At 55.5% G+C, this 22242-nt stretch carries 23 protein-coding genes; 10 read left to right on the top strand and 13 right to left on the bottom strand.

Features of this window, described 5'->3' with window-relative positions; translation table 11 throughout:
- Positions 1-17 precede the first annotated feature (17 nt).
- Complete coding sequence (locus ACWIKB_RS28625) at positions 18-1064, bottom strand: NAD-dependent epimerase (RefSeq protein WP_475270873.1); 1047 nt, start codon at positions 1062-1064, stop codon at positions 18-20.
- The gene (locus ACWIKB_RS28620) at positions 1061-2413 is read right to left on the bottom strand and encodes a UDP-glucose dehydrogenase family protein (protein WP_475270871.1); all 1353 of its coding nucleotides are present in this window, start codon (positions 2411-2413) and stop codon (positions 1061-1063) included. The genes ACWIKB_RS28625 and ACWIKB_RS28620 overlap by 4 nt, the downstream gene beginning before the upstream one ends.
- A gap of 389 nt (positions 2414-2802) precedes the next feature.
- On the opposite strand from ACWIKB_RS28620, the gene ACWIKB_RS28615 reads away from it, so the two are divergent.
- Positions 2803-4500 carry a sulfatase-like hydrolase/transferase gene (locus ACWIKB_RS28615; protein ID WP_475270936.1) on the top strand — a complete coding sequence of 566 codons (1698 nt, stop codon included), beginning with the start codon at positions 2803-2805 and terminating at the stop codon, positions 4498-4500.
- A gap of 128 nt (positions 4501-4628) precedes the next feature.
- On the opposite strand, the gene ACWIKB_RS28610 is transcribed toward ACWIKB_RS28615, so the two are convergent.
- Positions 4629-5534, bottom strand: coding sequence for a YncE family protein (locus tag ACWIKB_RS28610; protein ID WP_475270869.1), 906 nt, complete (start codon positions 5532-5534; stop codon positions 4629-4631).
- Positions 5535-5718: 184 nt separating this feature from the next.
- Here ACWIKB_RS28610 and ACWIKB_RS28605 point away from each other — a divergent pair, with 184 nt between their 5' ends.
- The 7 genes from ACWIKB_RS28605 (at position 5719) to ACWIKB_RS28575 (ending at position 12266) form a co-directional block, all read left to right on the top strand.
- A complete protein-coding gene (locus tag ACWIKB_RS28605; RefSeq protein WP_475270867.1) occupies positions 5719-6387 on the top strand; it encodes an ABC transporter ATP-binding protein in 669 nt (222 codons plus the stop codon).
- 1 nt (position 6388) lies between these two features.
- Positions 6389-8860 (top strand): ABC transporter permease, encoded by a 2472-nt coding sequence (locus ACWIKB_RS28600; RefSeq protein WP_475270935.1) that lies wholly within the window; start codon positions 6389-6391, stop codon positions 8858-8860.
- Positions 8850-9902, top strand: coding sequence for a lipocalin-like domain-containing protein (locus ACWIKB_RS28595; RefSeq protein WP_475270865.1), 1053 nt, complete (start codon positions 8850-8852; stop codon positions 9900-9902). Before ACWIKB_RS28600 ends, ACWIKB_RS28595 begins: the two co-directional genes overlap by 11 nt.
- Positions 9903-10005: 103 nt before the next feature.
- Positions 10006-10248: a hypothetical protein gene (locus ACWIKB_RS28590; protein ID WP_475270863.1), complete on the top strand. Its 243-nt coding sequence runs from the start codon at positions 10006-10008 to the stop codon at positions 10246-10248.
- 10 nt (positions 10249-10258) lie between these two features.
- Positions 10259-10426 carry a hypothetical protein gene (locus tag ACWIKB_RS28585; protein ID WP_166655970.1) on the top strand — a complete coding sequence of 56 codons (168 nt, stop codon included), beginning with the start codon at positions 10259-10261 and terminating at the stop codon, positions 10424-10426.
- 86 nt (positions 10427-10512) lie between these two features.
- The gene (locus ACWIKB_RS28580) at positions 10513-11097 is read left to right on the top strand and encodes a hypothetical protein (protein WP_475270860.1); all 585 of its coding nucleotides are present in this window, start codon (positions 10513-10515) and stop codon (positions 11095-11097) included.
- A 344-nt stretch (positions 11098-11441) separates the two neighbouring features.
- Entirely contained in the window at positions 11442-12266 is an 825-nt protein-coding gene (locus ACWIKB_RS28575; RefSeq protein WP_475270859.1) for a VanW family protein, read from the top strand.
- A gap of 54 nt (positions 12267-12320) precedes the next feature.
- Here the strand turns inward: ACWIKB_RS28575 and ACWIKB_RS28570 are convergent, their stop codons facing one another.
- The 7 genes from ACWIKB_RS28570 to ACWIKB_RS28540 form a co-directional block, all read right to left on the bottom strand.
- On the bottom strand, positions 12321-13346 hold the full coding sequence (locus ACWIKB_RS28570) for a hypothetical protein (RefSeq protein WP_475270858.1): 1026 nt from the start codon (positions 13344-13346) through the stop codon (positions 12321-12323).
- Positions 13347-13555: 209 nt separating this feature from the next.
- On the bottom strand, positions 13556-14026 hold the full coding sequence (locus ACWIKB_RS28565; protein ID WP_475270856.1) for a hypothetical protein: 471 nt from the start codon (positions 14024-14026) through the stop codon (positions 13556-13558).
- 17 nt (positions 14027-14043) lie between these two features.
- Positions 14044-14541, bottom strand: coding sequence for a hypothetical protein (locus ACWIKB_RS28560; protein ID WP_475270855.1), 498 nt, complete (start codon positions 14539-14541; stop codon positions 14044-14046).
- 17 nt (positions 14542-14558) lie between these two features.
- The gene (locus ACWIKB_RS28555; protein WP_475270854.1) at positions 14559-15140 is read right to left on the bottom strand and encodes an SMI1/KNR4 family protein; all 582 of its coding nucleotides are present in this window, start codon (positions 15138-15140) and stop codon (positions 14559-14561) included.
- Positions 15141-15292: 152 nt separating this feature from the next.
- Complete coding sequence (locus tag ACWIKB_RS28550) at positions 15293-15826, bottom strand: CPCC family cysteine-rich protein (protein WP_475270853.1); 534 nt, start codon at positions 15824-15826, stop codon at positions 15293-15295.
- A 53-nt stretch (positions 15827-15879) separates the two neighbouring features.
- Complete coding sequence (locus tag ACWIKB_RS28545) at positions 15880-16263, bottom strand: hypothetical protein (RefSeq protein WP_475270851.1); 384 nt, start codon at positions 16261-16263, stop codon at positions 15880-15882.
- Positions 16264-16303: 40 nt separating this feature from the next.
- Positions 16304-16687 carry an immunity 22 family protein gene (locus tag ACWIKB_RS28540; RefSeq protein WP_475270850.1) on the bottom strand — a complete coding sequence of 128 codons (384 nt, stop codon included), beginning with the start codon at positions 16685-16687 and terminating at the stop codon, positions 16304-16306.
- Positions 16688-16877: 190 nt separating this feature from the next.
- Here ACWIKB_RS28540 and ACWIKB_RS28535 point away from each other — a divergent pair, with 190 nt between their 5' ends.
- Both ACWIKB_RS28535 and ACWIKB_RS28530 read left to right on the top strand, forming a co-directional pair.
- Positions 16878-17306 carry a hypothetical protein gene (locus tag ACWIKB_RS28535; RefSeq protein ID WP_475270849.1) on the top strand — a complete coding sequence of 143 codons (429 nt, stop codon included), beginning with the start codon at positions 16878-16880 and terminating at the stop codon, positions 17304-17306.
- Between the two features lie 117 nt (positions 17307-17423).
- Positions 17424-17828, top strand: a complete 405-nt coding sequence (locus tag ACWIKB_RS28530) for a hypothetical protein (protein WP_475270848.1) — start codon at positions 17424-17426, stop codon at positions 17826-17828.
- An 87-nt stretch (positions 17829-17915) separates the two neighbouring features.
- Here the strand turns inward: ACWIKB_RS28530 and ACWIKB_RS28525 are convergent, their stop codons facing one another.
- From ACWIKB_RS28525 to ACWIKB_RS28515, 3 genes are all read right to left on the bottom strand, one after another.
- Positions 17916-19793 carry a hypothetical protein gene (locus tag ACWIKB_RS28525; protein WP_475270847.1) on the bottom strand — a complete coding sequence of 626 codons (1878 nt, stop codon included), beginning with the start codon at positions 19791-19793 and terminating at the stop codon, positions 17916-17918.
- A gap of 80 nt (positions 19794-19873) precedes the next feature.
- A complete protein-coding gene (locus ACWIKB_RS28520; RefSeq protein ID WP_475270934.1) occupies positions 19874-20503 on the bottom strand; it encodes a hypothetical protein in 630 nt (209 codons plus the stop codon).
- An 819-nt stretch (positions 20504-21322) separates the two neighbouring features.
- The gene (locus tag ACWIKB_RS28515) at positions 21323-22195 is read right to left on the bottom strand and encodes a hypothetical protein (RefSeq protein WP_475270846.1); all 873 of its coding nucleotides are present in this window, start codon (positions 22193-22195) and stop codon (positions 21323-21325) included.
- Positions 22196-22242: the final 47 nt, after the last annotated feature.

The raw sequence follows: 22242 nt of genomic DNA, 5'->3' as shown, positions 1-22242 counted from the left end.
CTCCTCCGCTGTAGCTTTCAGCCCTGTAACTCAGCCGCGAGCGGCGCATGGGCGTGCAATGGGTAGTAATCGCGGAACCAGGCGACGAAACGGCGAAGGCCCTCGTCGAGCTCGATGCGCGGGTGGAAACCGGTGTCCTGTTCCAGTTCGTGGACATCGGCGCACGTGTTGAGCACATCGCCCGCTTGCAGGGGCAGCAGCTCGACATTGGCTTTTCGGCCCAGGTGCTTTTCCATCAGGGCCAGGTAATCCTTGAGTTCCACCGGGTGTTCGCCACCGATGTTGTAGATTCGCCACGGCGCCATACTGCTGGCCGCATCCGGTTGTTCGCGGTCCCAGTCTGGCGAGATGCTTGGTGGCCGATCGGCCAGGCGGGCGATGCTTTCGACGATGTCGTCGATGTAGGTGAAGTCGCGCTGGTGCTGGCCGTAGTTGAACAACTTCAACGGGCTACCCTCGACAATCGCCTGGGCGAAACGGATCGGCGACATGTCCGGCCGACCCCAAGGCCCGTAGACCGTGAAGAAGCGCAACCCGGTGCTGGGGATGCCGAACAGGTGGCTGTAACTGTGGGCCATCAGCTCATTGGCTTTCTTGGTGGCCGCGTACAACGACAGCGGGTGATTGACGCCGTCATGGGTCGAGTAGGGCGTGTGCTGGTTGGCGCCATACACCGAACTGGACGAGGCGTAGATCAGGTGTTTCACCGGATGGTGACGGCAGCTTTCGAGAATGTTCAGGAACCCGCTGAGGTTGCTGTCCAGATAAGCCTTCGGGTTGTCCAGCGAGTAGCGCACCCCGGCCTGGGCGGCGAGGTGAATCACCACGTCCGGTTGCTCACGGGCAAACAATGCTTCGATGGCCGGGGCGTCGGCCAGGTCAATCTTTGCCAGCGGGAAACTGCCGACTTGCTCCTGCACCCAGCGCACGCGATCGTGCTTGAGTTGCGGGTCGTAGTAGTCGTTGAAGTTATCCAGCCCGCACACCCGGTGCCCGTCGCGCAACAGCCGCAACACACAATGGGCACCAATGAATCCCGCCGCTCCGGTCACCAGAATATTCATGGGCGCAGCACCTCCGGAACGATGTGCCGAAGGCCGATGCCGCTGTAATGCAAACCGGCGGCGGCGACCTGTTCCGGGTTGTAGAGGTTGCGTCCGTCGATGATCACCTTGGAGCGCAATTTGCTCGCCAGCAGGTCGAAATCCACCACCCGGAAATTCTTCCACTCGGTGCAGATCACCAGCGCATCGGCGTCTTCCAGGGTGTCGTCGCGGGTGGCGCACAGGTGCAGGTCATTGCGGTAACCGTAAATGCGCCGGCATTCGGACATCGCTTCCGGGTCATAGGCCTGCACACTCGCGCCTTCGGCCCACAATGCATCCATCAGGTAACGGCTGGGCGCTTCGCGCATGTCGTCGGTGTTGGGCTTGAAGGCCAGGCCCCAGACGGCGATGGATTTGCCGGCCAGGCCCTGAGGGAATTGGGCTTTGAGTTTGCTGAACAGAATGTGCCGCTGCGTGTCGTTGACGTCGGTGACGCTGCGCAGCAGACGCAATGGCATGCCGTTGTGTTCGGCGGTGTGCAGCAAGGCGCGCAGGTCCTTGGGGAAGCACGAACCACCGAAGCCGCAACCGGGGTAGATAAAGTGATAACCAATGCGCGGGTCCGAGCCAATGCCTTTGCGCACCGCTTCAATGTCGGCCCCCAGCAGTTCAGTGAGGTTGGCCAGCTCGTTCATGAAACTGATGCGGGTGGCGAGCATCGCATTGGCCGCGTACTTGGTCAGTTCGGCGCTGCGGTTGTCCATGAACATGAGCTTTTCATGGTTGCGGCAAAAGGGTGCGTAGAGTTCGCTCAACTGGTTGCGGGCTTCGTCGTCGTTGGTGCCGACGATGATCCGGTCCGGGCGCATGCAGTCGGCCAGGGCGCTGCCTTCCTTGAGAAACTCGGGGTTGGACACGACCCTTACGATCAGGGCTGCTTTGCCCCGGCGCTGCAGTTCTTCGTTGGCGGCGGCGGCGACCTTGTCCGCGGTGCCGACCGGCACGGTGGACTTGATGATCAGGGTGCGATCGGCCTCCATGAAACTGGCGATCTGTCGGGCTACATTCAATACATGGCTGAGGTCGGCAGAACCGTCTTCATCCGCTGGCGTACCGACCGCGATGAAGATCAATTCGGCGTGCTCAACCGCATCGCTGGCCTGGGTGGTGAACAGTAAACGGCCGGCCTTGATGTTCTCTTCCAGCGTGCCGGAAAGTCCAGGTTCACTGATCGGTGGAACTGCCTGTTGCAACTGCTTGATCTTGTTCGGATCGATATCAACACACAGCACGCGATGTCCGACATCGGCCAGTGCTGCTGCTTGAATCAGGCCAACGTAGCCCGTACCAAATACGCTCACGTCCATATTGGCGTGCCTCGTAAGACGGTGGAAAAATCAGGATTTAGACTGTCAAAAGGGGTATAGCCCAGCCTTGGCAATTCGTGTCAGCAAAATGACATGTTGCAATGCTAGAACACCCCCGTTTTTGGGGGCGAATGGCCATCAAAGGCTTGCTGCTGCTGGATTTGCCGCGGTTTTGACGGGTTTTTCACATTTCGAAGAAAACGATAAACGGTCAAGAGGCTTGAATTACAAGGGCTGTAGCACCTTGAGTGTGTCAGATTTGAGTCAACGTTTTTTTGACGCTTTGCAAAAAAGTCGGGCATTTCTTGCGGTTTGATGGCCCGGTGCTAGTGTCAAAAAATGGCCGACAATCTATTGGCCAAATGCCTGTGACGAGCACCTTGAATACTATGATTCGATATCTCAAAGAACTGCTGTTAGTTCTCTATTTATTCAAGAGTTACGACTATTACCTTGAGCGCCTGAATGCCATGGGTATCGGTATTCCGTTGCTGCTATTTGGCGGGATGTTCGTGGTGCTGACAGTGGCGTTGTTCATGACCGCGTACATTCGCCAGACGCTTATTAGACATCTATTCGCTTTAACGCTGTTTGCCTCCGCGGTGTTCTTTGACGTTTATACAAAAGTGACCGCCGATTACCTGACTTACAGCAGCTTTGTGTCGTTGGTGTATTCCGGCGGTTTCATTCAGGAAGCCGCGTACCAGTACCGCGAGCCACTGATCAGTGGCCTGGTCAGTGGCTTGTTGCTGCTGTTCGGCATCGGCCTCAAACCGCGCCGGCGGTTGCCATTGCCGGGGGCGTTGCTGGTGTCGGCGCCAGTGCTGGGGGTGTTGTTGCTCAGCGCGGTGTTGTTCGTGCGGGCCGGCGAGGGCGCGCGCGGGCTGCCGATCATGTACACGCCGCTGGCCTACCTGAACCTGTTTGCCTATGAATCGCTGCACAATACCGTCGGCCCACGGGAGCCGGTGAAACTGGCGCGTAACGATCAGCCCATTGGCCACGACATCGTGCTGATCATCGACGAGAGCATTTCCGGCAACTACCTGGACATCAACGCGCCGTTCGGTGTGCACAGCAACCTCAAGGAGGCGCACCCCGGCGTCGACATCTTCAATTACGGCTACGCGGCGTCCATCGCCAATTGCAGCGCCGACACCAACGTCACCCTGCGCTACGGCGGCACCCGCGCCGATTACATGCGCATCAACACCACGCAGCCTTCGATTTGGCAGTACGCGAAAAAAGCCGGGTTGCGCACTGTCTACATCGACGCCCAACGTACCGGCGGCAACCTGCAGAACCTGATGAACGATGCCGAGAAAAAGGACATCGACGAGTTTGTGCAATTCGACCAGACCAGCGTGCGCGACCGCGACATGGCGGCCGCGACCAAGTTGATCGAGCTGCTGAATGACGACAAACCGGAACTGGTAGTGATCAACAAAGTAGGCGCGCATTTTCCGGTACACGACAAATACCCGGATGCCTTCATGGCCTACCGTCCGACCTTGCCTCGCGGGCAGTTTGTCGAAGTGGCCGACACCGGCAAGCGTGATGGCTTCAGTGGCCAGCCGGACGATTGGGTGCTGTACCGCAACGCCTACAAAAACACTCTGCTGTGGAATGTCGGGGAGTTTTTCGCCCGGATTTTTGCTCAAGCGGATTTGAGTCATGCATTGCTGATTTACACCTCAGACCATGGGCAGGATCTGCATGAGCGTGGCAATCCCGGGCTCAACACCCATTGCGGTGGCGATCCGGTGGAGGAGGAAGGCTTGGTGCCGTTGGTGGTGATTCAGGGCAGTGGTTTGAAGACCCTGGACTGGTCGGCGCAACTGGCCGGCAACAAGGACCGCTCCAGTCACTACAACATCTTCCCGACGCTGTTGCAGTTGATGGGCTACGACCTGGCGGGTGTGGAAGCGATATATGGCAAGCCGTTGAGTGTGGCGACGGCGGATGAATTCACTTTCAACTATCGCTTCAATGCGCGGCTGGGGGCCAAACCTGAGTGGAAGCATATTGATTTGAAGACGATTGTGACGCCGGGGCAGGCGGCGACCAGTGTGGCGGTGGGGCAGTGAGATTGTCGTTGGCTGAGCGAGCCTCTTCGCGAGCAGGCCCGCTCCCACCGTTGAAATGCATTCCCCTGTGGGAGCGAGCCTGCTCGCGAAGAACGATAACGCGGTGACAGGGGAGCCTCGCAAAGCCATCAACCCAGTGCAATCACCCACACCGCATTCCCGGAAGCATCACAGATATACAGGCGCCTCCCATCAGCGCTGAACACCGGGCTCTGCGGATACTGACCTGCCTTGAAACGGCTGATCACCTGCCACGTCCAGGTGTCGATGATTGAGACACTCCGTTCTGCCGCACTGCAACAACACGCCAGGCTACCGTCCAGGTTGAGAGTGAAACCGTGGGGCAGTGCCGGGACGGGTAGCAGGTCCACCACGTCGTGGCTCGACAGATCGATCTTCGCGACGACCCCTTCGGTCGTCCGATATGGCACGTAGCCAAAGTCGCCCGCAGGGCCGAGGGCGAATTCTTCAAAGGGCTCGGGCAGCGACAGGACCGTGGCGATCTCGTCGTTCGCCGTATTCATCGCCTTCAGTTCGTGGTGCAGGTAGTCACAAAAAAACAGGCGGCCGTCACGCCCGAGGACGGCGGCGCTGCTCAATGAGCCGGTGTCGATACGTTTGAGCCGTTTTGCGACCGGCGTATCGATAACGCAAACCTGGTGGTTGGCGTTGATATAAACCCGGTCACCCTCGGCATCGAGCACCATCGCATGCCCTTCGCTGGCAGCGATTTCGCCGATGATTTTGCGCGCCGGAATATCAACCACCACCATCAGCGGTTTGCCCAGCCCGGTCACGTAAGCCCGGGTGCCCTTGGAATCGATGGCGATGGCCAGCGGCTGGATCGGCAGCGGTATGACGGCGCTCACGCGAAGGGTAAGGGTGTCGATCAGCGACAGCGTGCTGTCCTCGCTGTTGCACACGCAGGCGATTGAACCATGGACGGCTAACGCCAGGCAGTTCGGTTCACGACCGACCGCGATAATCCCGATGACTATCGGCTTGCTCAGGTATTTGCTAACGGAGATATTCATGATCGTGGCACCTGTCCTGCGTAACGCCGTGGTGCAATGGGGTAACCCTCCTCGGTATCAGACACTCCTTGTGTGACGTATTAGATACTCGCATCTGATCGACCGCTACTGTAAGAGTTAACAGGTCGTCCATGGGCTCAGGTGAGTCCGCTATCCTTACCACGCTCATCAATCAGGTTTTCCCATGCTTCAGGTTCAGGGCGTCTTCAAAAGCTACGCCACCCCGCAAGGTCCACTGCCGGTGCTGCAAGGCATCGACCTCACTCTGAAACCCGGCAGCAGCCTGGCGCTGATGGGCGAGTCGGGCAGTGGCAAAAGCACCTTGCTGCATCTGATCGCCGGGCTGGACAAGGTCGATCGCGGCAGCATCCGCAGTGGTGAGCATCGCCTGGAACAGATGAGCGAAGGGCAACTGGCGAACTGGCGGCGCACCGAAATCGGCCTGGTGTTCCAGCAGTTCAACCTGATTGGCAGCTTGCGGGTGGAGGACAACCTGGCGTTCCAGGCTCGCCTGGCCGGGCGCCACGATTCGCGTTGGCAGGCGCATCTGGTGCGGCGTCTGGGCTTGAGCGATTTGCTGCGACGGTATCCGGAGCAATTGTCCGGTGGTCAGCAGCAACGGGTTGCACTGGGTCGAGCGCTGGCCTCGCAACCGAAACTGCTGTTGGCCGATGAGCCTACCGGCAGCCTCGATGAAGCCACCAGCGACGAAGTATTGAAGTTGTTGCTGGAGTTGCTCGACGACAGCCCGACGACTTTGTTGATGGTCACCCACAGCCCACGGGTTGCCGAGCGCCTGGCGGAAAAAGTGGTGTTACACCATGGTCGCCTGGCCGGCGCGGACGCGCTTTAAGGTGCGGGTCTTTCGTGAAACCTTGCGCGCACTGCTGAGCCATTGGCGGCAGCATCCGGTGCAGTTTTTCAGTGTGCTGACCGGGCTTTGGCTGGCCACCAGTCTGCTGACCGGCGTGCAGGCCTTGAACAGTCAGGCGCGGGAAAGCTACGCCCGGGCCAGTCAGTTGATCGGCGGTGAACCCCAGGCCAGTCTGAGTGCGCCCGGTGGCGGGGTGTTTTCCCAGCAATTGTTTGTCGACCTGCGTCGGGCAGGCTGGCCGGTCTCGCCGGTGTTGCAAGGCCGGCTGACGCTCAAGGGGCACGACGATCAGCGCTTGCAACTGATGGGCATCGAGCCGGTGTCGTTGCCCGCCGGTTCAGCCGTGGCGGGGCAGGCGCTGGCGATGGAGCGTATCGTCGAATTTTTCAGTCCGCCGGGCAGTACTTGGATAGCGCCACAGACCTTGCAGGCGTTGGGATTGCGCGAAGGTGAAACACCGGTTTCAGAGAGCGGGCAGACCTTGCCTCCGCTGCACGCCCAACCCGACATGGCCCCCGGCGTGTTGCTGGTGGACATCGGCTTCGCCCAGCAGATCCTCGGCCTGCCGGATCAACTCTCGCGCCTGTTGCTGCCCAAGGATTTCACTGCGCCGCTGCCCGAACAATTCAAAGGCCAACTCCAACTCAAGACCAGCGGCGAGGAAAACAACCTCGCGCGCCTGACCGAAAGCTTTCACCTGAACCTCGACGCCCTGGGCTTCCTGTCATTTGTGGTCGGGCTGTTCATCGTGCACGCGGCGATTGGCCTGGCGCTGGAACAACGACGAGGCTTGCTGCGAACCCTGCGCGCCTGCGGAGTCAGCGCGCGGATGTTGATCGCTTGCCTCACCGTCGAATTGGGTGGTCTGGCGTTGATCGGAGGCGTCGCCGGCGTCGCCAGCGGTTATCTGCTGGCGAGCGTGTTGTTGCCGGATGTCGCCGCCAGCCTGCGCGGTTTGTACGGCGCCGAAGTGGCGGGGCAGTTGAGCTTGAGTCCGCTGTGGTGGCTCAGCGGTGTCGGCTTGAGCCTGCTCGGTGCGTTACTGGCCGGCGCCAACAGCCTGTTGCGCGCGGCGCGATTACCGTTGCTGGCCCTGGCCAATCCACAAGCCTGGCATCAGGCCCATGCGCGGTGGTTGCGACGTCAGGGATGGGTCGCTGCAACGGCAGCAGTGATCGCGCTGCTGGCATTGGTCTGGGGCGACAGCCTGGCCAGCGGTTTTGTTTTGATGGCCGCATTGTTGCTCGGCGCCGCACTGGCGCTGCCGGTGCTGCTCAACACTGTGCTCAATCTGGTGTTGCACCGCAGTCGCACGGTACTCGGTCAATGGTTTCTCGCCGATTGCCGCCAGCAACTGCCGGCCCTGAGCCTGGCGTTGATGGCGTTGCTGCTGGCGCTGGCGGCGAACATCGGTGCGGGCAGCATGACCGCCGGCTTCCGCGAGACCTTCAGCGACTGGCTCGAACAACGCCTGACCGCCGAGCTTTACCTCAACCCGCAAAACCCGGCCCAGGCCCGCGAACTGCACACCTGGCTCAAACAGCAGCCACAGGTTACGGCGGTGCTGCCCACCTGGCAGGTGTCTATCCAGCTGCAAGGCTGGCCAGCAGACGTCTACGGCGTGATCGATCACCCGAGCTATCGCCAGCACTGGCCGCTGCTGGAAGCCCTGGGCGACAACCCGTGGGAGCGTCTGGCCAAGGACGACACCTTGATGCTCAGTGAACAACTGGCTCGGCGGCTGAAGGTGCAGTTGGGCGATCACCTGACGATCCCGACGCCCAACGGTTCGTGGTCGCCACGGATCGTTGGCATTTACGCCGACTATGGCAATCCCAAGGGTCACGTGCTGGTCAATGCCAACCACTTGCTGCGCGGCTGGCCGCAACTCACGCCCAACCGTTTCAACGTGCGTATCGACCCGGCGGCCATTCCGCCGTTCCTTACCGCACTGCAAAATCGCTTCGCTCTCGACGACAGCCGCATTGTTGACCAGGCGCGGCTCAAGGGCTGGTCCACTCAAGTATTCGAACGCACCTTTGCCGCCACTGCCGCCCTCAACAGCCTGACCCTCGGCGTGGCCGGCGTGGCGCTATTCATCAGCTTGCTGACCCAGAGTCAAAGCCGCCTCGGGCAACTCGCGCCGCTATGGGCGCTGGGCGTGACACGGCGACAACTGATGCTGCTCAACCTCGGGCAAACGTGGTTGCTGGCGGTGCTGACGCTGATTTTGGCGTTGCCCTTGGGCATCGCGCTGGCGTGGTGTCTGGACGCGGTGATCAACGTCCAGGCCTTCGGCTGGCGTCTGCCATTGCGGGTATTTGCGCTGCAATTGCTGCAGTTGATGGGGCTGGCACTGCTCGCCACGTTACTGGCGTCGGCGTGGCCGTTGTACACGTTGTACCGCACCCAACCGGCGGATCTGCTGAGGACGTTTGCTCATGAGGATTAAGGTCGGGTTGTTGTTATTGGCGTTGTTGAGCGGCTGCGATAACTCGGCTCCGGTGGAGAAGGGTTTTGCAGGCCTGGGCGGTGAGGCTTCGGCGTTTACCCCGGTGGTGCCCGGTCGCGTGTTCAGCTTTCCGGCGGATCATGGACCGCACGATGGTTTTCGCATTGAGTGGTGGTACGTCACCGCTAATCTCAAGGACGATCAGGGGCACGAGTTTGGTGTGCAATGGACGTTGTTTCGCAGTGCGTTGAAGGCCACGCCCGAGGTGGCCGGTTGGGCAGATCAGACGATCTGGCTCGGGCATGCGGCGGTCACGTCTGCCACGGTGCATCACGCCGCTGAACGCTACGCCCGTGGTGGCGTGGGTCAGGCCGGGGTGAGCGTGGCGCCATTCAATGCGTGGATCGATGATTGGCGCTTCAGCGGTCCCTTGACGGACATGCAACTCAGCGCTCGGGATAAGGGGTTCGGCTATCAACTGCGACTGGTTTCGTCCCGTCCATTGGTGCTGCAAGGCGATAAAGGCTTCAGTCAGAAATCCGAGCAGGGCCAGGCTTCGTACTACTACAGCCAGCCGTTTTTTCAGGCCAGCGGCTCGCTGGAAATCGATGGCAAAACCTACCAGGTCAGCGGCCCGGCATGGCTCGACCGCGAATGGAGCAGCCAACCCCTGACCGCCAGCCAGAGCGGCTGGGACTGGTTCTCCCTGCACTTGGACAGCGGCGAACAGGTGATGCTCTACCGCATGCGGCAAAAGGACGGCGCGCCTTACCTCACCGGCACCTGGATCGATGCCCAAGGGCAAACGCAGCTGTTGCATGGCGACGACATCAGCCTCACACCACAAGACACCGCCAAAGTCGCCGGGCGCTCGATGCCTGTGCGCTGGTCGATCAAAATCCCCGGCAAACACCTCGACATCAGCACCACCGCGCTGAACCCGAATGCCTGGATGGATTTGCGCATTCCGTATTGGGAAGGGCCGGTGCGACTGAGCGGAAGTCATGCGGGGCAGGGGTATCTGGAAATGACGGGGTATTAAGATCAAAAGACCTTGAACTTGATCCTGCTGTTGATCCAAACCCACCGGAACTCCAACCAACGCCCACCCCTCTACCGTACGTATACCCCTGCAGGAGTTCGCCATGAGCGACGACCTCAAACCCCCGGACCTCGCCACCTGGCAGCGCTTGTTCGATGACAAGGCCTACTGGCAGCAGTCCCCCGACGCCCACTACACCGAACTGCTGCGGGTGGCCGACGACTTGCTGGGGCTGGGCGCCATCGACCTCGAACAATGGCAAACCCTGAAAGCCAAGGCCGAGCAATCCCACAAGGACTCGCCCGCCGTGAACGTCGCCCGTGAAGTCGACGACCCCGAAGCCTGAGGAACCCCACATGAAACCCATCACCGAATCCGAACACCCCGACGAACCCCGTCCACCGGGTGAAACCGAGCGCGACAACGACGCCCTACGCCCCACCGATCCCAACAAACGCAAGGAAAACAGCAAGGGTACCGACAGCGGGGAATCCACCGCGCAAGAAACTGCGAACACTCCCTGAACAGCGTCTATGCTCATCGGCACGCACGGAGCGGACCCTTGATCCAGCGCCGTGCGCTGCCATCCATCACAGGGAATGTACTGTTTATGAAGCTCAACGCACTGGCCCAAGCCATCACCCTCGCAACGCTCCTGTCCGCCGCCAGCCTCAGCGCCATCGCTGCCGACATTCCATTGTCCGCCGCCGTAGAGGCCGATCAAGTCACCACCAAAGTCCTGGCCGTCGACGCCGCCAAACACCAGGTTGTCCTGGAAGGCGCCGAAGGCCGTCAGGTCCATGTACAACTTAGCGACAAGGCCAAAGACCTCGGCAACCTGAAAGTCGGCGATCAAGTTAACGTCGAAGTGACACACTCGGTGGCCGCCTACCTCGACACCGACGTCGACAAAGGCCTGCCAGGCTCCACCGAGCGCAACGGTGAAATCCGCGCCACCAAAGACAACCCGAACCCAGGCGGCGAAGCCTACCGCCAGGTGCAAGTCCAGCTGAAAATCACCCACATCGACACCAAGAAAAATCAGGTGACCTTCGAGAACCCGGCTGGGCAATCGAAAACAGTCGACGTTTTGAAACCTGAAGTTCAGGCGAAATTGAAGGATCTGAAAATCGGGCAAAGTGTTGTCGTGACCTACACCGATATCCTGAAAGTGACCAGCCAACACGAAAGTTGAGTATTGGCTCTATATGGAGTGATTATTCTTGTACAGTTTTTTGTATAAGAATAATCACCTTAATGGTCTAGTTGGTGAGTTCGATGTATGTAAATCTGATATCGATAAATATCTACTAAAGATGTGTCCATAAATTTCTTGTTTCTGTATACGGACATATTCATCGACTTCTATTAAAATGCTCAACGTTCGCCCAGTGTCAGGGCTCTTTACCGGTGCATGGATTGCCAGGCCATTACACTGGGCGAACACCTTCTTTAAGTGCGACACACACTTGCGCCAATACGTTAAGATGCGCGGCTTTTTACTCAAGGAAGAAAACGGCCGCCGCCGTTCTGACACGGATGAAACCACTTTCCCTCTACCACCCGGCCCTCTACTGGCTGCGCGTGTGGCAAAAACGACTGTTCCGCCAACTGGCCTGGCGCTTCTCCCGCAACACATACGCCGTGTCGCTGGACAGCACCCGGTTGCCGTTTCGCTACCTCAAACACACCTCCAAGCTGATACGCAAACTCGGCAACTCTGATATTGCACTGCAACATAACAAAGTCATAAACCTGAAGTTGGCGGTGGCCGCTATAGATGGCGTCGTCATTGGTCCCGGTGAATATTTGTCCTTTTGCCGGTTGGTGGGCCGACCGACTCGAAAACGCGGCTATGTCGAAGGCATGGAACTGTCGTTCGGCGAAGCGCGTACGGGCGTCGGTGGCGGGATCTGCCAGTTGAGCAACCTCATTCACTGGATGGCTATTCACTCGCCGCTGGTGGTGGTTGAGCGTTCCAATCACAGCTTTGATCCGTTTCCTGATGAGGGGCGAGTGTTGCCTTTCGGTTCAGGGGCGGCAATTTTTTATAACTATGTTGATTTGGTGTTGCATAACCCGACGGATCTGCATTTTCAGTTGAAGCTAAATGTTGGCGAGCAACAGTTGGAAGGGGAGTTGTTATGTGAGCGGGTAAGGGAATTTCGGTATCACGTTTATCAACTGGCGCATCGATTTGTGCGCGACGGTGGCCGGGTGTTTCGAGAGAACGAGATATGGCGGGATGTGCGGACCAAGGGACAGGAAAGTCAGTTGGTGCGCAGTGAACGGCTTTACAGGAATCGGGTAGTGGTGAAGTACGCAGTGGATGATGCGTTAGTTGAAATGCCGATCGAAATATAAAAAAACGGGTGATCATAAGATCACCCGTTTTTTGTGCTTTGGATTTGGAGGGACTTAGACCTCTTTTCTCCAACCGGAAAAAGTGATGGATGTTCCCTCATCCTCACTATCCTTGATCTCGATTTTGTAGGTGCCGCCGCCAGCAACGCCGTCAATCCGTGCCTTTTCATCATTCGCTTGTAACGCGGCGCCTTTAGCTTGCTGCTGGTAAAACTTCAAAACGTCGGCGAACGGCATATACGTCTGCAACATGACCTCGAAATCATGTTGGGGGCGGCCGTCAATCTGGTCGAACATACCCTCCATTGGCGCACCTTTGATGCCCGGTGAAATGTAAGCCCCATCGACACCAACGCCCGATAGAAAGGAATTTACCGGAAGCAGTGGGAGCATCGCTTTCGGAAAGTCAGAAGGCAATTGCGAGGTATTCCAGGACGGTTTTTTCGGGTCAGTTGTGATGTATTCGACCGAGCCGATCTTCTGCGCCTTGGCGCGTGTTTCGGGATCTTCACTTTCAGCCCAATACGCTACCAACGGCGGCAACTGCTTGCTCCAGACGATGATCGGATCAGCGTCGCTCTTCTTCGCGCCTTTGGCCTGGAAAATCGTCAATACGGTTTCAGGACCCGGGTTGCAGGACAACGTCTCTGTAGGTGATTTGACGGTGCAATGCCCATTGACCAGCCCAACGGCGATCAACTGACCCTTTTCATCCAACAACAGAGCGCCGCGCTCGTCGCCGTGGTTACCGTCATCCATGGCGGTCAGCATCTTGCGTCCGGCCGGCACACCTTCCTCAAATGTCGTGAATTCTGAATCCAGGGCATCGAGTATTTGCGACACGATCAAACTGCCGTCGAGGGTGTAGCTGCCAGTGGCGTAACCGATGAAATCAACCAACGCCGCGCGTATCGCCGGATCTTCATTGAGCTGAGGCGGCCGCGCGGCGGCGGGCGCATTGGAGAGCAGCAGCACGGTTGCACCGTCGGCGCGTTTTTCTGATCGAAGTGACAATGCCGCGGCATCCAGAGAAACGGACAACGCCAAAAGCAGGGCGAGGGGGCGTGCGATGGTAAACAAGGGTCATTCCTTTGCTGGGTGGTGATCCGGTTTTACTCGCCGACGGCAATGCGTCTAGCGTAAATGGGGGGTATTCAACCTGCGTAGCCGTCAAAAAGCCAGATTAAACATTGGGTAGCCTTATCGGATTCCTCCATACGGTGGGATGTTTCAATTGATACATGTACTTCACTTGGGGGCGATACCAGACTTGATAAGTTTTTAATGGTTTAAAGACTTTCAAGGTCGAGGTTGCAGCCATACGTTACCAATCTTTGGATTTGTTGGTCAAAAGAATAGGTGGAGAGGTCTTTGTTTTTTATATCGTGCACCTGTCTGAGAAGTCTAAACAAGCGTCCTGTTATTGAAAGGCTTTTCTTATCAAGGCTTTCCATTAAGTCGTAGTCTTTTGATGATAGAAATGGAAACATCCGTCGGGCGATGTAATAAGCTCTGATATTTGAAAGTAATCCATCAGCATCTTCGTAGTTTTCTTTTAGGCTGCTTACGTATTCTTCGAATAGGGTCGTCAGAAAATGCTGTGAAGCGTTCTGCATCTTGAGAATGCTGCACATCCCTTGCCAGTTATTTATGTGAAGATGATCACCCCAGTCGGAGCCCTTGGCGAAGTAAATGCCGTTTCCTTTGAAAAAGTCGGGTATTTCATGTTTGTCTATGGCTATTTCGAATGTGGTTTTCATTGATAGGTACACCTGCATCAATGATTTACTTGGATTTTTTCAAGGCTGAGATCTTTTAAGGTTTCTTGGGGTGCATCTTTAATGAGCTTTTCTACCGTCCGGTTGTAAAGATCAATACCCTGTTTGTTGTTGGAGCGGGTAAGCTCCTTGTTCAAGAATTTGATGGCTTCGGATAGGGTTTGCTTTGCTTTTACGGGTAAGTCACGAACCAAGTCGAAACCGTTTGCAGATAATGCAGAAGTCTTTCTGCGCAAATAATAATAACAGCCAATATTTTCCAGTAGATCGATCGCGTCCTCTACGTGGTTCGCTACAGTGATTACATATTTAATAAACGCATTTTTCAGTATGCTCTCGGGATGTTCTTGCATTTTTAGAAAACCGCAAAGCCCCTGCCAGTTAAGTGCGTGCAACTGAGTTCCCCAGTCCGGATCCCTCGTGAAGTAGATACCGATCCCCCTGAAGTAATCCGGCAGTTCGTCTCGCTTTAACGCTTTTTCGAAGTTACTGATCATTGACGTCGTTCCCCTTTCTACTCTCGCCATAAGCTAACAAAATCGTCGAAGCTGTTAGCGACAAAGAATGTCTTGCCGGATGTTGGATCGAAAATCTCGACAGTGGTGCAGAGTGTATTGAAATTCAGACAAATAAGATAATTGCCAGCATCCCTGGCAATGGGCACCCATCCTGCTGGCAGTCCAGCAACTCTCGTGTGCCAAACAATAGTGCCAGCCTTTAACGCCGGGGAGAACGAGAAAAACTCGCTTATGCAGGTGACTGCGTTGCCATATGGGAATGAGGATAATTCTGGTGAAGCTTCGTCAGCGTATTTGACCAGGTCTAAATATAAATCGGGGAAAACCACGCATAGCAGCGTTTCAACTTGAGCTATCGTGTCAGTATCAACCGACGATCCTTGTGTAACCCCCAAAGAACGCCAGTTAGATTTCATTTTCTTCACCATTTTTTTTCTCTCTTGTTTTGAATTCAAAGCACTCAGCAGTTCTGTTTCGGAAATTGAGTACTGACCCAGATCGTCCAAGCGCTGGTGCAAAAAGCTTGCAACCTCGAGGTCACGGCTTGGGACTGCAGAAGCAATACTTATCTTGGTCATGACTGAGAATTCTTTACAAGAAGCTGTTCCGTCAGGGCTATATCGATGTAGGTAGTGAGTCCCCCGGCGTTTACGTAGTCAATGGTGCCAAAGGCTTCTGTTATGTCGAGTTGTATCTTCATGAAATCATCCATTGATATGTGATTTTTACTTTAAGCTGATTTGGCCCATTTATTTAAAGGTAATGCATTCATGTCCTCCATGAATAGCTTCTTTGCTTCTCCAAGCGTCATGCGATTTGGACCGCTATAGGTCTTGTCATCTTTCAATCCATCATCCTCCCACGAACAAAGTCTGCAAATATCATAGTTTGATGTTGATGACAGTGTGTGAAAACCACAGCAGGGGCAGGCTTCCAGTACCTCAACAGCCCCGTCGACTTCATATGTATCCTCGCCAATTTTATTCAACATGTCACTTATATAGACATTCGTCACACCTTGGTATTCAGAGGACAGCGCAACGAAAATCAACTCGTCATACATATTATTCTGAGTGTCAATCGGTGGCTCTTCATTTGAGAGAAGCTCATGTTGTAATTCTTTCGATAACAAAGGAAATTCAAGGTCGCTTTCGCTGATCCCCCACCAGTTTAATATGCAGGATTCACGTGCGTCATGAGTGAGAGCGTTAAATGCTTCGTTAATTAATATTTTTATTGCCGCGCTTCTATGTATCCTTGTCATGCTAATGGCCTCGGCTACCAGTAATGAAACGCGCTTAAGAGCTAAAAACCCGGTTAGGTATTTGTCGGGTATAACGATGTTTTCTGCGCAATGATATCAACAAATATAAGGGGTGGACCTTTTGTATCTAACGATATGAGTATAATAGAATTGTCAATGCTGAGTGCCGTGCAATCCTCTTCCTCACCACTGATCAATTGAGCTGTGATGTATAGTTTTCCTGCGTGGAAGTTTACTGAGGGAGACGTTTTGTTTGAAGGGATGATATTTTTATCCCAAACTAAATGGTCATCAATATTTATTTCGACATCGTGAGACTGGTTTTCTTTCAGATCAGAGCAAACAAAATATGATGAGCCAACCCCAAAGGGCGTAGAAAATTCTACATAAGCACCGAGGGCGGTTGGTTCGATTATTTTTAGTATTGTTATCTTCATCTATTCTGTGCTCGGGTAATTGAATATGCTGAGTCTTGACTTAGTAATTAAAGCTTCCCCGGTATACAAATGTTTTGTTTCTAATGGTGCCCCTGTCAGGGGCGCCTGAGAAGGAGATGTCGTAAATTACAACGAGCGTATCGATAGGCTCCGCAATCGGAGTGAGTATTTTGGTTACCATGTCCGAAACAATTTGAAGGTCGTATGAAAAACCCCCCATGGCATCTGTTAGCGAATTCGTCAGCTCGACTGTATTGGCTTCGACCTTGTCATCGTCAACAAAACCAAGCGAGAAGGCCCTGCTGAAATCGGACCCCAGGCAATCACCGTCTTCGGAGTACTGCGGACACACTACATCTCGAAGCGTAGATAATTCCCATCCGGTGTTTGCGGTCCAGATAGCGGCGATGTTTGTTGAGTCCATTGTTTGTATCTCATTATTCCGGCACGTCGAAAAAGGGAACAGATGTAGTTCTCGCGATTAAGGCGGGCAACTCTGGCATTGAGGAGGCTCGCTGTGCAACTTATATAAGGTAAACTGCGCGGCCTTTTTTTGCCGATGCCACGCTACGTTGAAAAGACGCGGCTCGGCAGATTGATATGGATATCTGAAGATGAAAAGACTGACCCGACGCCAACGGTTTTGGCTCTGTATGCCCCTGTTCTGCGCCGGGCTGTGGGCCGCGTCGCAGTGGTGGGAAAAGGGCCTGGCGAAGCCAGTCGGCGCCCCTGACATCAGCCCCAACGGGTGTTATCGCGTTCAGCAATTTCAACCTTTCTGGCTCTTGCCTTGGTTCTTGCACCCAATGGCCTTCCCGGACCCGGAGGCAGAAGTCTATTGGTTCGCACGCTGGGAAATTCCGGCTTTTTTTCGCCTGTACGATCATCGCAACGGCCAACTGATTGGCGAAAGCGAAATCTACGACCTGGTCAATGCTGGCGGACCTCTGGATTGGGGTGGCCGAACCTACCCCACGGTGTCGGCGGCCATGATCGAGATCGGCCCCAATCTGCCTGATTGCATAGGTGATCAGCCGGACTAATCGTTGGGACACGGACGACAGGTAAGCCTGTTGGCCTTGCTCAAACATGCAACAATCCGCCGCCGCGCACCTGTGAGGTGTCGGCGGCAATGTTTTCCCCCAATCTTAAGGATCAAGATGAGCTCCTCTCGCGCAAATATCATTGGCATGAAAGTCCACTGCAACGCCTGTGAAAAGGAATTTCCCATCGGCAAGAAACAGCAAACGCTGTTGCGCGAAGACCACCCCATTGCGTGCAAGGGTTGCAAGGCCGAACTGGTGATATCGGCTGTGGAAAAGCAGCGCTTCCTGGGTTTCGATAACCCTGCCAAACCCATGATGTTGGCCATGATGCTCAGTGGCTTGCTATCGGTGTGTGTGTTCGGCGGTACTTTTCTCGGTTTCCTGAAGTCCGACACCCTGGTGCTGGTGGCCGTGGTGGTGCTGATCGGCAGTAACCTGATATTGGGGCCGATGATCAGAAGTGCGACCAAGCCCCTGATGGTCAATCTTGACCCCAAAGGCACGCCAGCTGCCGTTTGATATTTGGCTTACCGGCCTGCCGGGATGGGCTGGCAAGGAGAGCAAAAGGCGACGGATTTATTTTTCGCGATAGGCTGTCGTCCGTCGCTACCAGGACAGCGCTTGTGCGATCTGATTTGCCTCATTCCTGGTTTGCTCACCGCCCATGATTGGCGCCCTTAGTAACGACCGTTCCCCCTCGCGGTCCACGATCCAGAACGCCATCTTTATGGGCGTCTTGCGCTGGACGCCAGCAACGAAGTCGTCGGATACGGGACCTTCATCGCCAGGCAGCTTCGTAACATCGAACTCCCATTTCTGGCCGGTTGCTTGCGACTTTGCGGGCTCGGCCGACTTGGGCGAAAACTTCGTCCTGCGCACATCCCCGGCTTGCAGTCCCAGCGTTTCCGACATGAACGAACGCAGTATTGATTCAAGCTTTTCGTCCGATGTCTGGGCCGAACCCACGGTAAGGCCAAGTTGTGCCCCTGTTTGCAGATTTTCGTAATAGAAACGATATTCCGTACCCAATCTCAGGCGGTAGTCGCCTACGCGCAAGGGTAGATGTATGCCTATTGAGCTGTTAACCAGCGCATTTTCATCCTTCGGCACTATCCAGCCGAGCGTAGCATCGCTTTTCTGCCATTCGATGAGCGTCCGGTTCAGGGCGACGGCCTCTTGAGTTCTGCCTTGGCGGTAGGCGATATCAGCGGCGTAATCCAGCGCGGTGCTATAGAGAAGTTGATAGGTAAAACCATACTCCCAGGCAGGCACGGCCAAACCCAGCGAGCGGCGCGCGGCATCCAGGGCGCCGTGCCGGTACTGCGACACGCCGATAAGTGTCTGCACGCGCGCCACTTCCTCCGGGAAAATGGCGTCGGGCAACGCCTGTTCCGCCAGTTCCGCAGCGTTGGACTCGCCGCCCGGAAGCTCCCAGTTTGAATCCATGTCTTGGGTCTGCTCGGCCATCGTGCGGTCGCGGAACAGCGGTGGTGCGCTTTGCCATTTCAGCGCCGCGAACAACTTTTGCATCTGCTCAACGGCCTGGGCTTCGTCCCGCGATTTGAACACCACATCGATGTCCATGCGCCAGTCGCCGCGCAGCGCCGTCCAACGAATATTGGTGCATTGCTCGCCGTCACACTCCTCTTGCCTCCCCAGTTTGACGGAAGCCAGGTCGGCGAAGGGGAGGTCAGGCATCGCCGATGCAACCGCCCGAACTTCACGCTGTTCCTGATAGGGCTTGAGCCAATCCTGGCGTTGCGATGCGGTGTATTTGCGTTGAGCTTCGTCATAAGCCAGCGAAATCTCGGCGCTCAGGCGGCCGTTTGCCAACTCCTGCGTATAGAGGAGGAGGGTAGTGGCATCGCGTTTTTCTGCGGGCTCAAACTTCGCCAGTTTCCACTGCCCCAGCAGGAGTGGCATCGAGAAGTCAGCCAATTCGTAACGCAAGCGCGGCTCGTCCGGCGACAACCGCCATAGACCGGGATAGGGACTGACGGCCGCAAAAAGCTTTTCCTCCAGGCGTACGACCTCGGCTCTTTCACCCGCCATCATGCTTGCCTCAATGGCCAGGCCCAACATGTTCGTGATGCGCGTGTCGCGCCTGTTAGTCGACCCGACAGAGGCTGCTTGCCGCTCCCAATACGCTATCTGCTCTTCGGCGGCTTTCCGGGCCTCTTCGTATCTCTTCTGCTGATGCAGCAGATTGACGAGCAACACACCCGCCTCGAGGTCCGTGAAATCCATGGCGCCACCCTTGCGGCCCGCCTCCATGGCCGCCCGGGCGGCGACCGTGGCCTCTGCCAGTGAATTTTCGCCGCTCAGGCGTTGTGCCTCGTGCATTAGTTGCGTGGAACTGGGTGCCTGCGCTTTTGCCTGATTCGCCGGTACCGCCCAGGCGGCGGTGCAGGTCGATAGCAGGATGGCGGCAAAGAGGGCGCAGTGTCGGCGTCGTATCGAGTTTTTCATGGTTGTGGGTTTCAATGCTTACTGCTCCTTGCAGGAAATCTTCCGGGGTGCGCTGTGTAGCCCGACTAAAGAAAATAAATCTGTCTGCTTTACGCTTAACCGCGATGAACATCATCAAAGTCATCGGCCTTAGGTGTCGCTTGAATGCCTTTGGCTTCCTGCGCGCGGTAGTACGCTTCGATACTCAGAGACGGATCAATGCGAGCCCTGATGATGCAGGGCTGTTTTTGCCAAGGGTATTGCTGCAACTGTTGGGTCAGCTGCTTGAGACCTGTTGCCAGCCAACCCTTTTCTGACTGGTCGCGCCAGCGTCGTGGGTTACGGCCCGTTTTGGCGTCGTAGGTGACAGTTACCGGGTCGAGATGACGACTTTGTTCCAGTACTGGCAGGTCCGGCAGCGGTTGCGTGACGTCCATGTAACGCTGCAGGCAATCCCAGAAGGCCAGTGCATTCACCTGGTCGAGGCCCAAGGCGTGGACCTTGGTGACCAGACAAATCTTGTTGTCGGTATAGCGGTGGTGCAGCCACAGGGCATAGTCATGGGAACCATAACCGCTGGGCAGCAGTTGCAACACTGGGTCGAACTCCTCAAAAGGCGCAACGAAGAGTCGGCGGAAACGCCGCTTGAAGCGAAGCATGCCGTCTATGCGGTTGAACTCGCTGCCGTCGTGGGTGGTGATTTTGCTGTGGAGCCAGAGTAGGGCGTCAAAACCGATGGCTCCCATGAAGTAGAGGAAGGCGCCGATCCATAGGGCTACTTGCAGTTGATCATGGCCCCATAGTGATCCAGTCATCCTAAATACGATTCCGGCGCAAACAATAAAGCCGATAATTTGTACGTGGTGAACTATCTTTTTTCCTGTCATATAAAGCGTTAATGAGCCAAATGATAGAAGGATAAATACCACTACTAAAAGTAGTAACGATGAGTCTCGCAAATACTTGGCTACCTCTGGTCCGGGGAGAAGGGCGCTCAAAATCCAAGTCCCCCAGATGACCCAAATGAAAGGAAAACTCATCAACTTTAGTAAAAACAATAGATGTGGGATTTTGCTTGAGTTTTGAAAGCGCCAGCTTTTAGCATCGCAGTAAACTTCTTCCTTTTTTCCTTGCTCCTGCTGCCGTTGGTAGCGCGTGTGCTCGTCACCTTGCAACTGGGTAGTGACCTCCATCGCCGGTTCCAGATTGGCGTAGTGACCAAAGGCGAGATGGGTGTCAAAGGTTTCTGAGCGATTGGCATCTTCCGCCCATTTTTGCGGTGGCAAAGGTTGATGACTGTTGCTGCGATAAGCATTGGCAGCGTACGGGGTATCCATTTGTACGGTCATACAGAGAATTCAGTGGTTTCGATTAGCAAAAGGCTGGGGCGATATCCCACCGCAAACTCTCCGATGGCAAACGACGGTTGACTGAGATAACGGCGAAACGGATTTTTGGACTTCCGCAAAAGGGGGGATTTATTCTTGCGCGATTTCCTGCTAGAAGACTGCTCAGAAAATAAATCTGTCCCTAATATGCTAGTGCTCTTACTTCGTATGTTTAATTTAACCACGATGAATATTGTCGTAATCGTCTGCCTTCGGCGTTGAGTGAATGCCTTTCGCCTCTTGAGCGCGATAGTAAGCCTCGACGCTAAGTGTGGGATCGATTCTGGCAACTAAAATGCACGCTTGGCTTTGCCAAGGGTACTGTAAGTTTCTCTGCATCATGGCCGGCCGCTCAGTGCGATCCCAAACTTTATATTTAGTATCACGCCAACGGCGTGGGGGGCGTTTGGACAGCTTATCTTGAGCCTCAGTGGTCGGATCAAGATGACGGAATTGTTCAAGGATTGGTAATTCTGGCATTGGCTGACTTACATCCATATATCGCTGTAATGTATCCCAGAACGCCAAGCATTCTTCACGACTCATTCCCAGCGATTGAATCTTGCCTCCAAGAAATATCTCAAAGTCGCTATAGCGATGGTGCAACCAGAGGGTCATGCTGCTATTGCCGTGAGGACCTGGTCGCATTTCCATGGTCGCATCGAACTCATAAAACGGTGCCGTGAAGGCAGGGCGAAAGCGGCGAGCTACGTTGACCATACCTGTTTGCCGATTGAATTCGCTTCCGTCATGTTGGAATACTCGTAGGTAGAGACCAAACAAATAGTCCCAGCCGATCAGCCCCATGAAAACGGTGAGCGCCATGGCCACGCTTCCTATCAAAAGATTTTCACCATAAACAGGATTGCCATAGTCAACGACAGAGGCTGTAGCGCATATTCCAATACCCAAAAACATCTGAGCTAAATATTTTTTATATTTCGGGCTGTCAGACCACATGAACCATGAACTAAATCCCATCATCACAAGGGCCAGTAAAGGGATGGTCGAGGCGATCGCCATAGAAAGATAGGTGCTCTGGTTTTTCATTAGGTTATCTAGAGGGGCTGAGATTGCCCCTGACATAACCAAAGTCC

It is taken from the genome of Pseudomonas sp. 5Vm1k (assembly GCF_056161485.1).
Note: the sequence above shows the minus strand (reverse complement) of the source record. Positions and strands in the feature narration are given on the sequence as shown.

Coding starts and splice junctions, on each gene's coding strand:
- ACWIKB_RS28625 (WP_475270873.1), bottom strand. CDS start 1,064: ATGAATATTCTGGTGACCGGAGCGGCGGGATTCATTGGTGCCCATTGT.
- ACWIKB_RS28620 (WP_475270871.1), bottom strand. CDS start 2,413: ATGGACGTGAGCGTATTTGGTACGGGCTACGTTGGCCTGATTCAAGCA.
- ACWIKB_RS28615 (WP_475270936.1), top strand. CDS start 2,803: ATGATTCGATATCTCAAAGAACTGCTGTTAGTTCTCTATTTATTCAAG.
- ACWIKB_RS28610 (WP_475270869.1), bottom strand. CDS start 5,534: ATGAATATCTCCGTTAGCAAATACCTGAGCAAGCCGATAGTCATCGGG.
- ACWIKB_RS28605 (WP_475270867.1), top strand. CDS start 5,719: ATGCTTCAGGTTCAGGGCGTCTTCAAAAGCTACGCCACCCCGCAAGGT.
- ACWIKB_RS28595 (WP_475270865.1), top strand. CDS start 8,850: ATGAGGATTAAGGTCGGGTTGTTGTTATTGGCGTTGTTGAGCGGCTGC.
- ACWIKB_RS28590 (WP_475270863.1), top strand. CDS start 10,006: ATGAGCGACGACCTCAAACCCCCGGACCTCGCCACCTGGCAGCGCTTG.
- ACWIKB_RS28585 (WP_166655970.1), top strand. CDS start 10,259: ATGAAACCCATCACCGAATCCGAACACCCCGACGAACCCCGTCCACCG.
- ACWIKB_RS28580 (WP_475270860.1), top strand. CDS start 10,513: ATGAAGCTCAACGCACTGGCCCAAGCCATCACCCTCGCAACGCTCCTG.
- ACWIKB_RS28575 (WP_475270859.1), top strand. CDS start 11,442: ATGAAACCACTTTCCCTCTACCACCCGGCCCTCTACTGGCTGCGCGTG.
- ACWIKB_RS28565 (WP_475270856.1), bottom strand. CDS start 14,026: ATGAAAACCACATTCGAAATAGCCATAGACAAACATGAAATACCCGAC.
- ACWIKB_RS28560 (WP_475270855.1), bottom strand. CDS start 14,541: ATGATCAGTAACTTCGAAAAAGCGTTAAAGCGAGACGAACTGCCGGAT.
- ACWIKB_RS28555 (WP_475270854.1), bottom strand. CDS start 15,140: ATGACCAAGATAAGTATTGCTTCTGCAGTCCCAAGCCGTGACCTCGAG.
- ACWIKB_RS28550 (WP_475270853.1), bottom strand. CDS start 15,826: ATGACAAGGATACATAGAAGCGCGGCAATAAAAATATTAATTAACGAA.
- ACWIKB_RS28545 (WP_475270851.1), bottom strand. CDS start 16,263: ATGAAGATAACAATACTAAAAATAATCGAACCAACCGCCCTCGGTGCT.
- ACWIKB_RS28540 (WP_475270850.1), bottom strand. CDS start 16,687: ATGGACTCAACAAACATCGCCGCTATCTGGACCGCAAACACCGGATGG.
- ACWIKB_RS28535 (WP_475270849.1), top strand. CDS start 16,878: ATGAAAAGACTGACCCGACGCCAACGGTTTTGGCTCTGTATGCCCCTG.
- ACWIKB_RS28530 (WP_475270848.1), top strand. CDS start 17,424: ATGAGCTCCTCTCGCGCAAATATCATTGGCATGAAAGTCCACTGCAAC.
- ACWIKB_RS28520 (WP_475270934.1), bottom strand. CDS start 20,503: ATGGGAGCCATCGGTTTTGACGCCCTACTCTGGCTCCACAGCAAAATC.
- ACWIKB_RS28515 (WP_475270846.1), bottom strand. CDS start 22,195: ATGAAAAACCAGAGCACCTATCTTTCTATGGCGATCGCCTCGACCATC.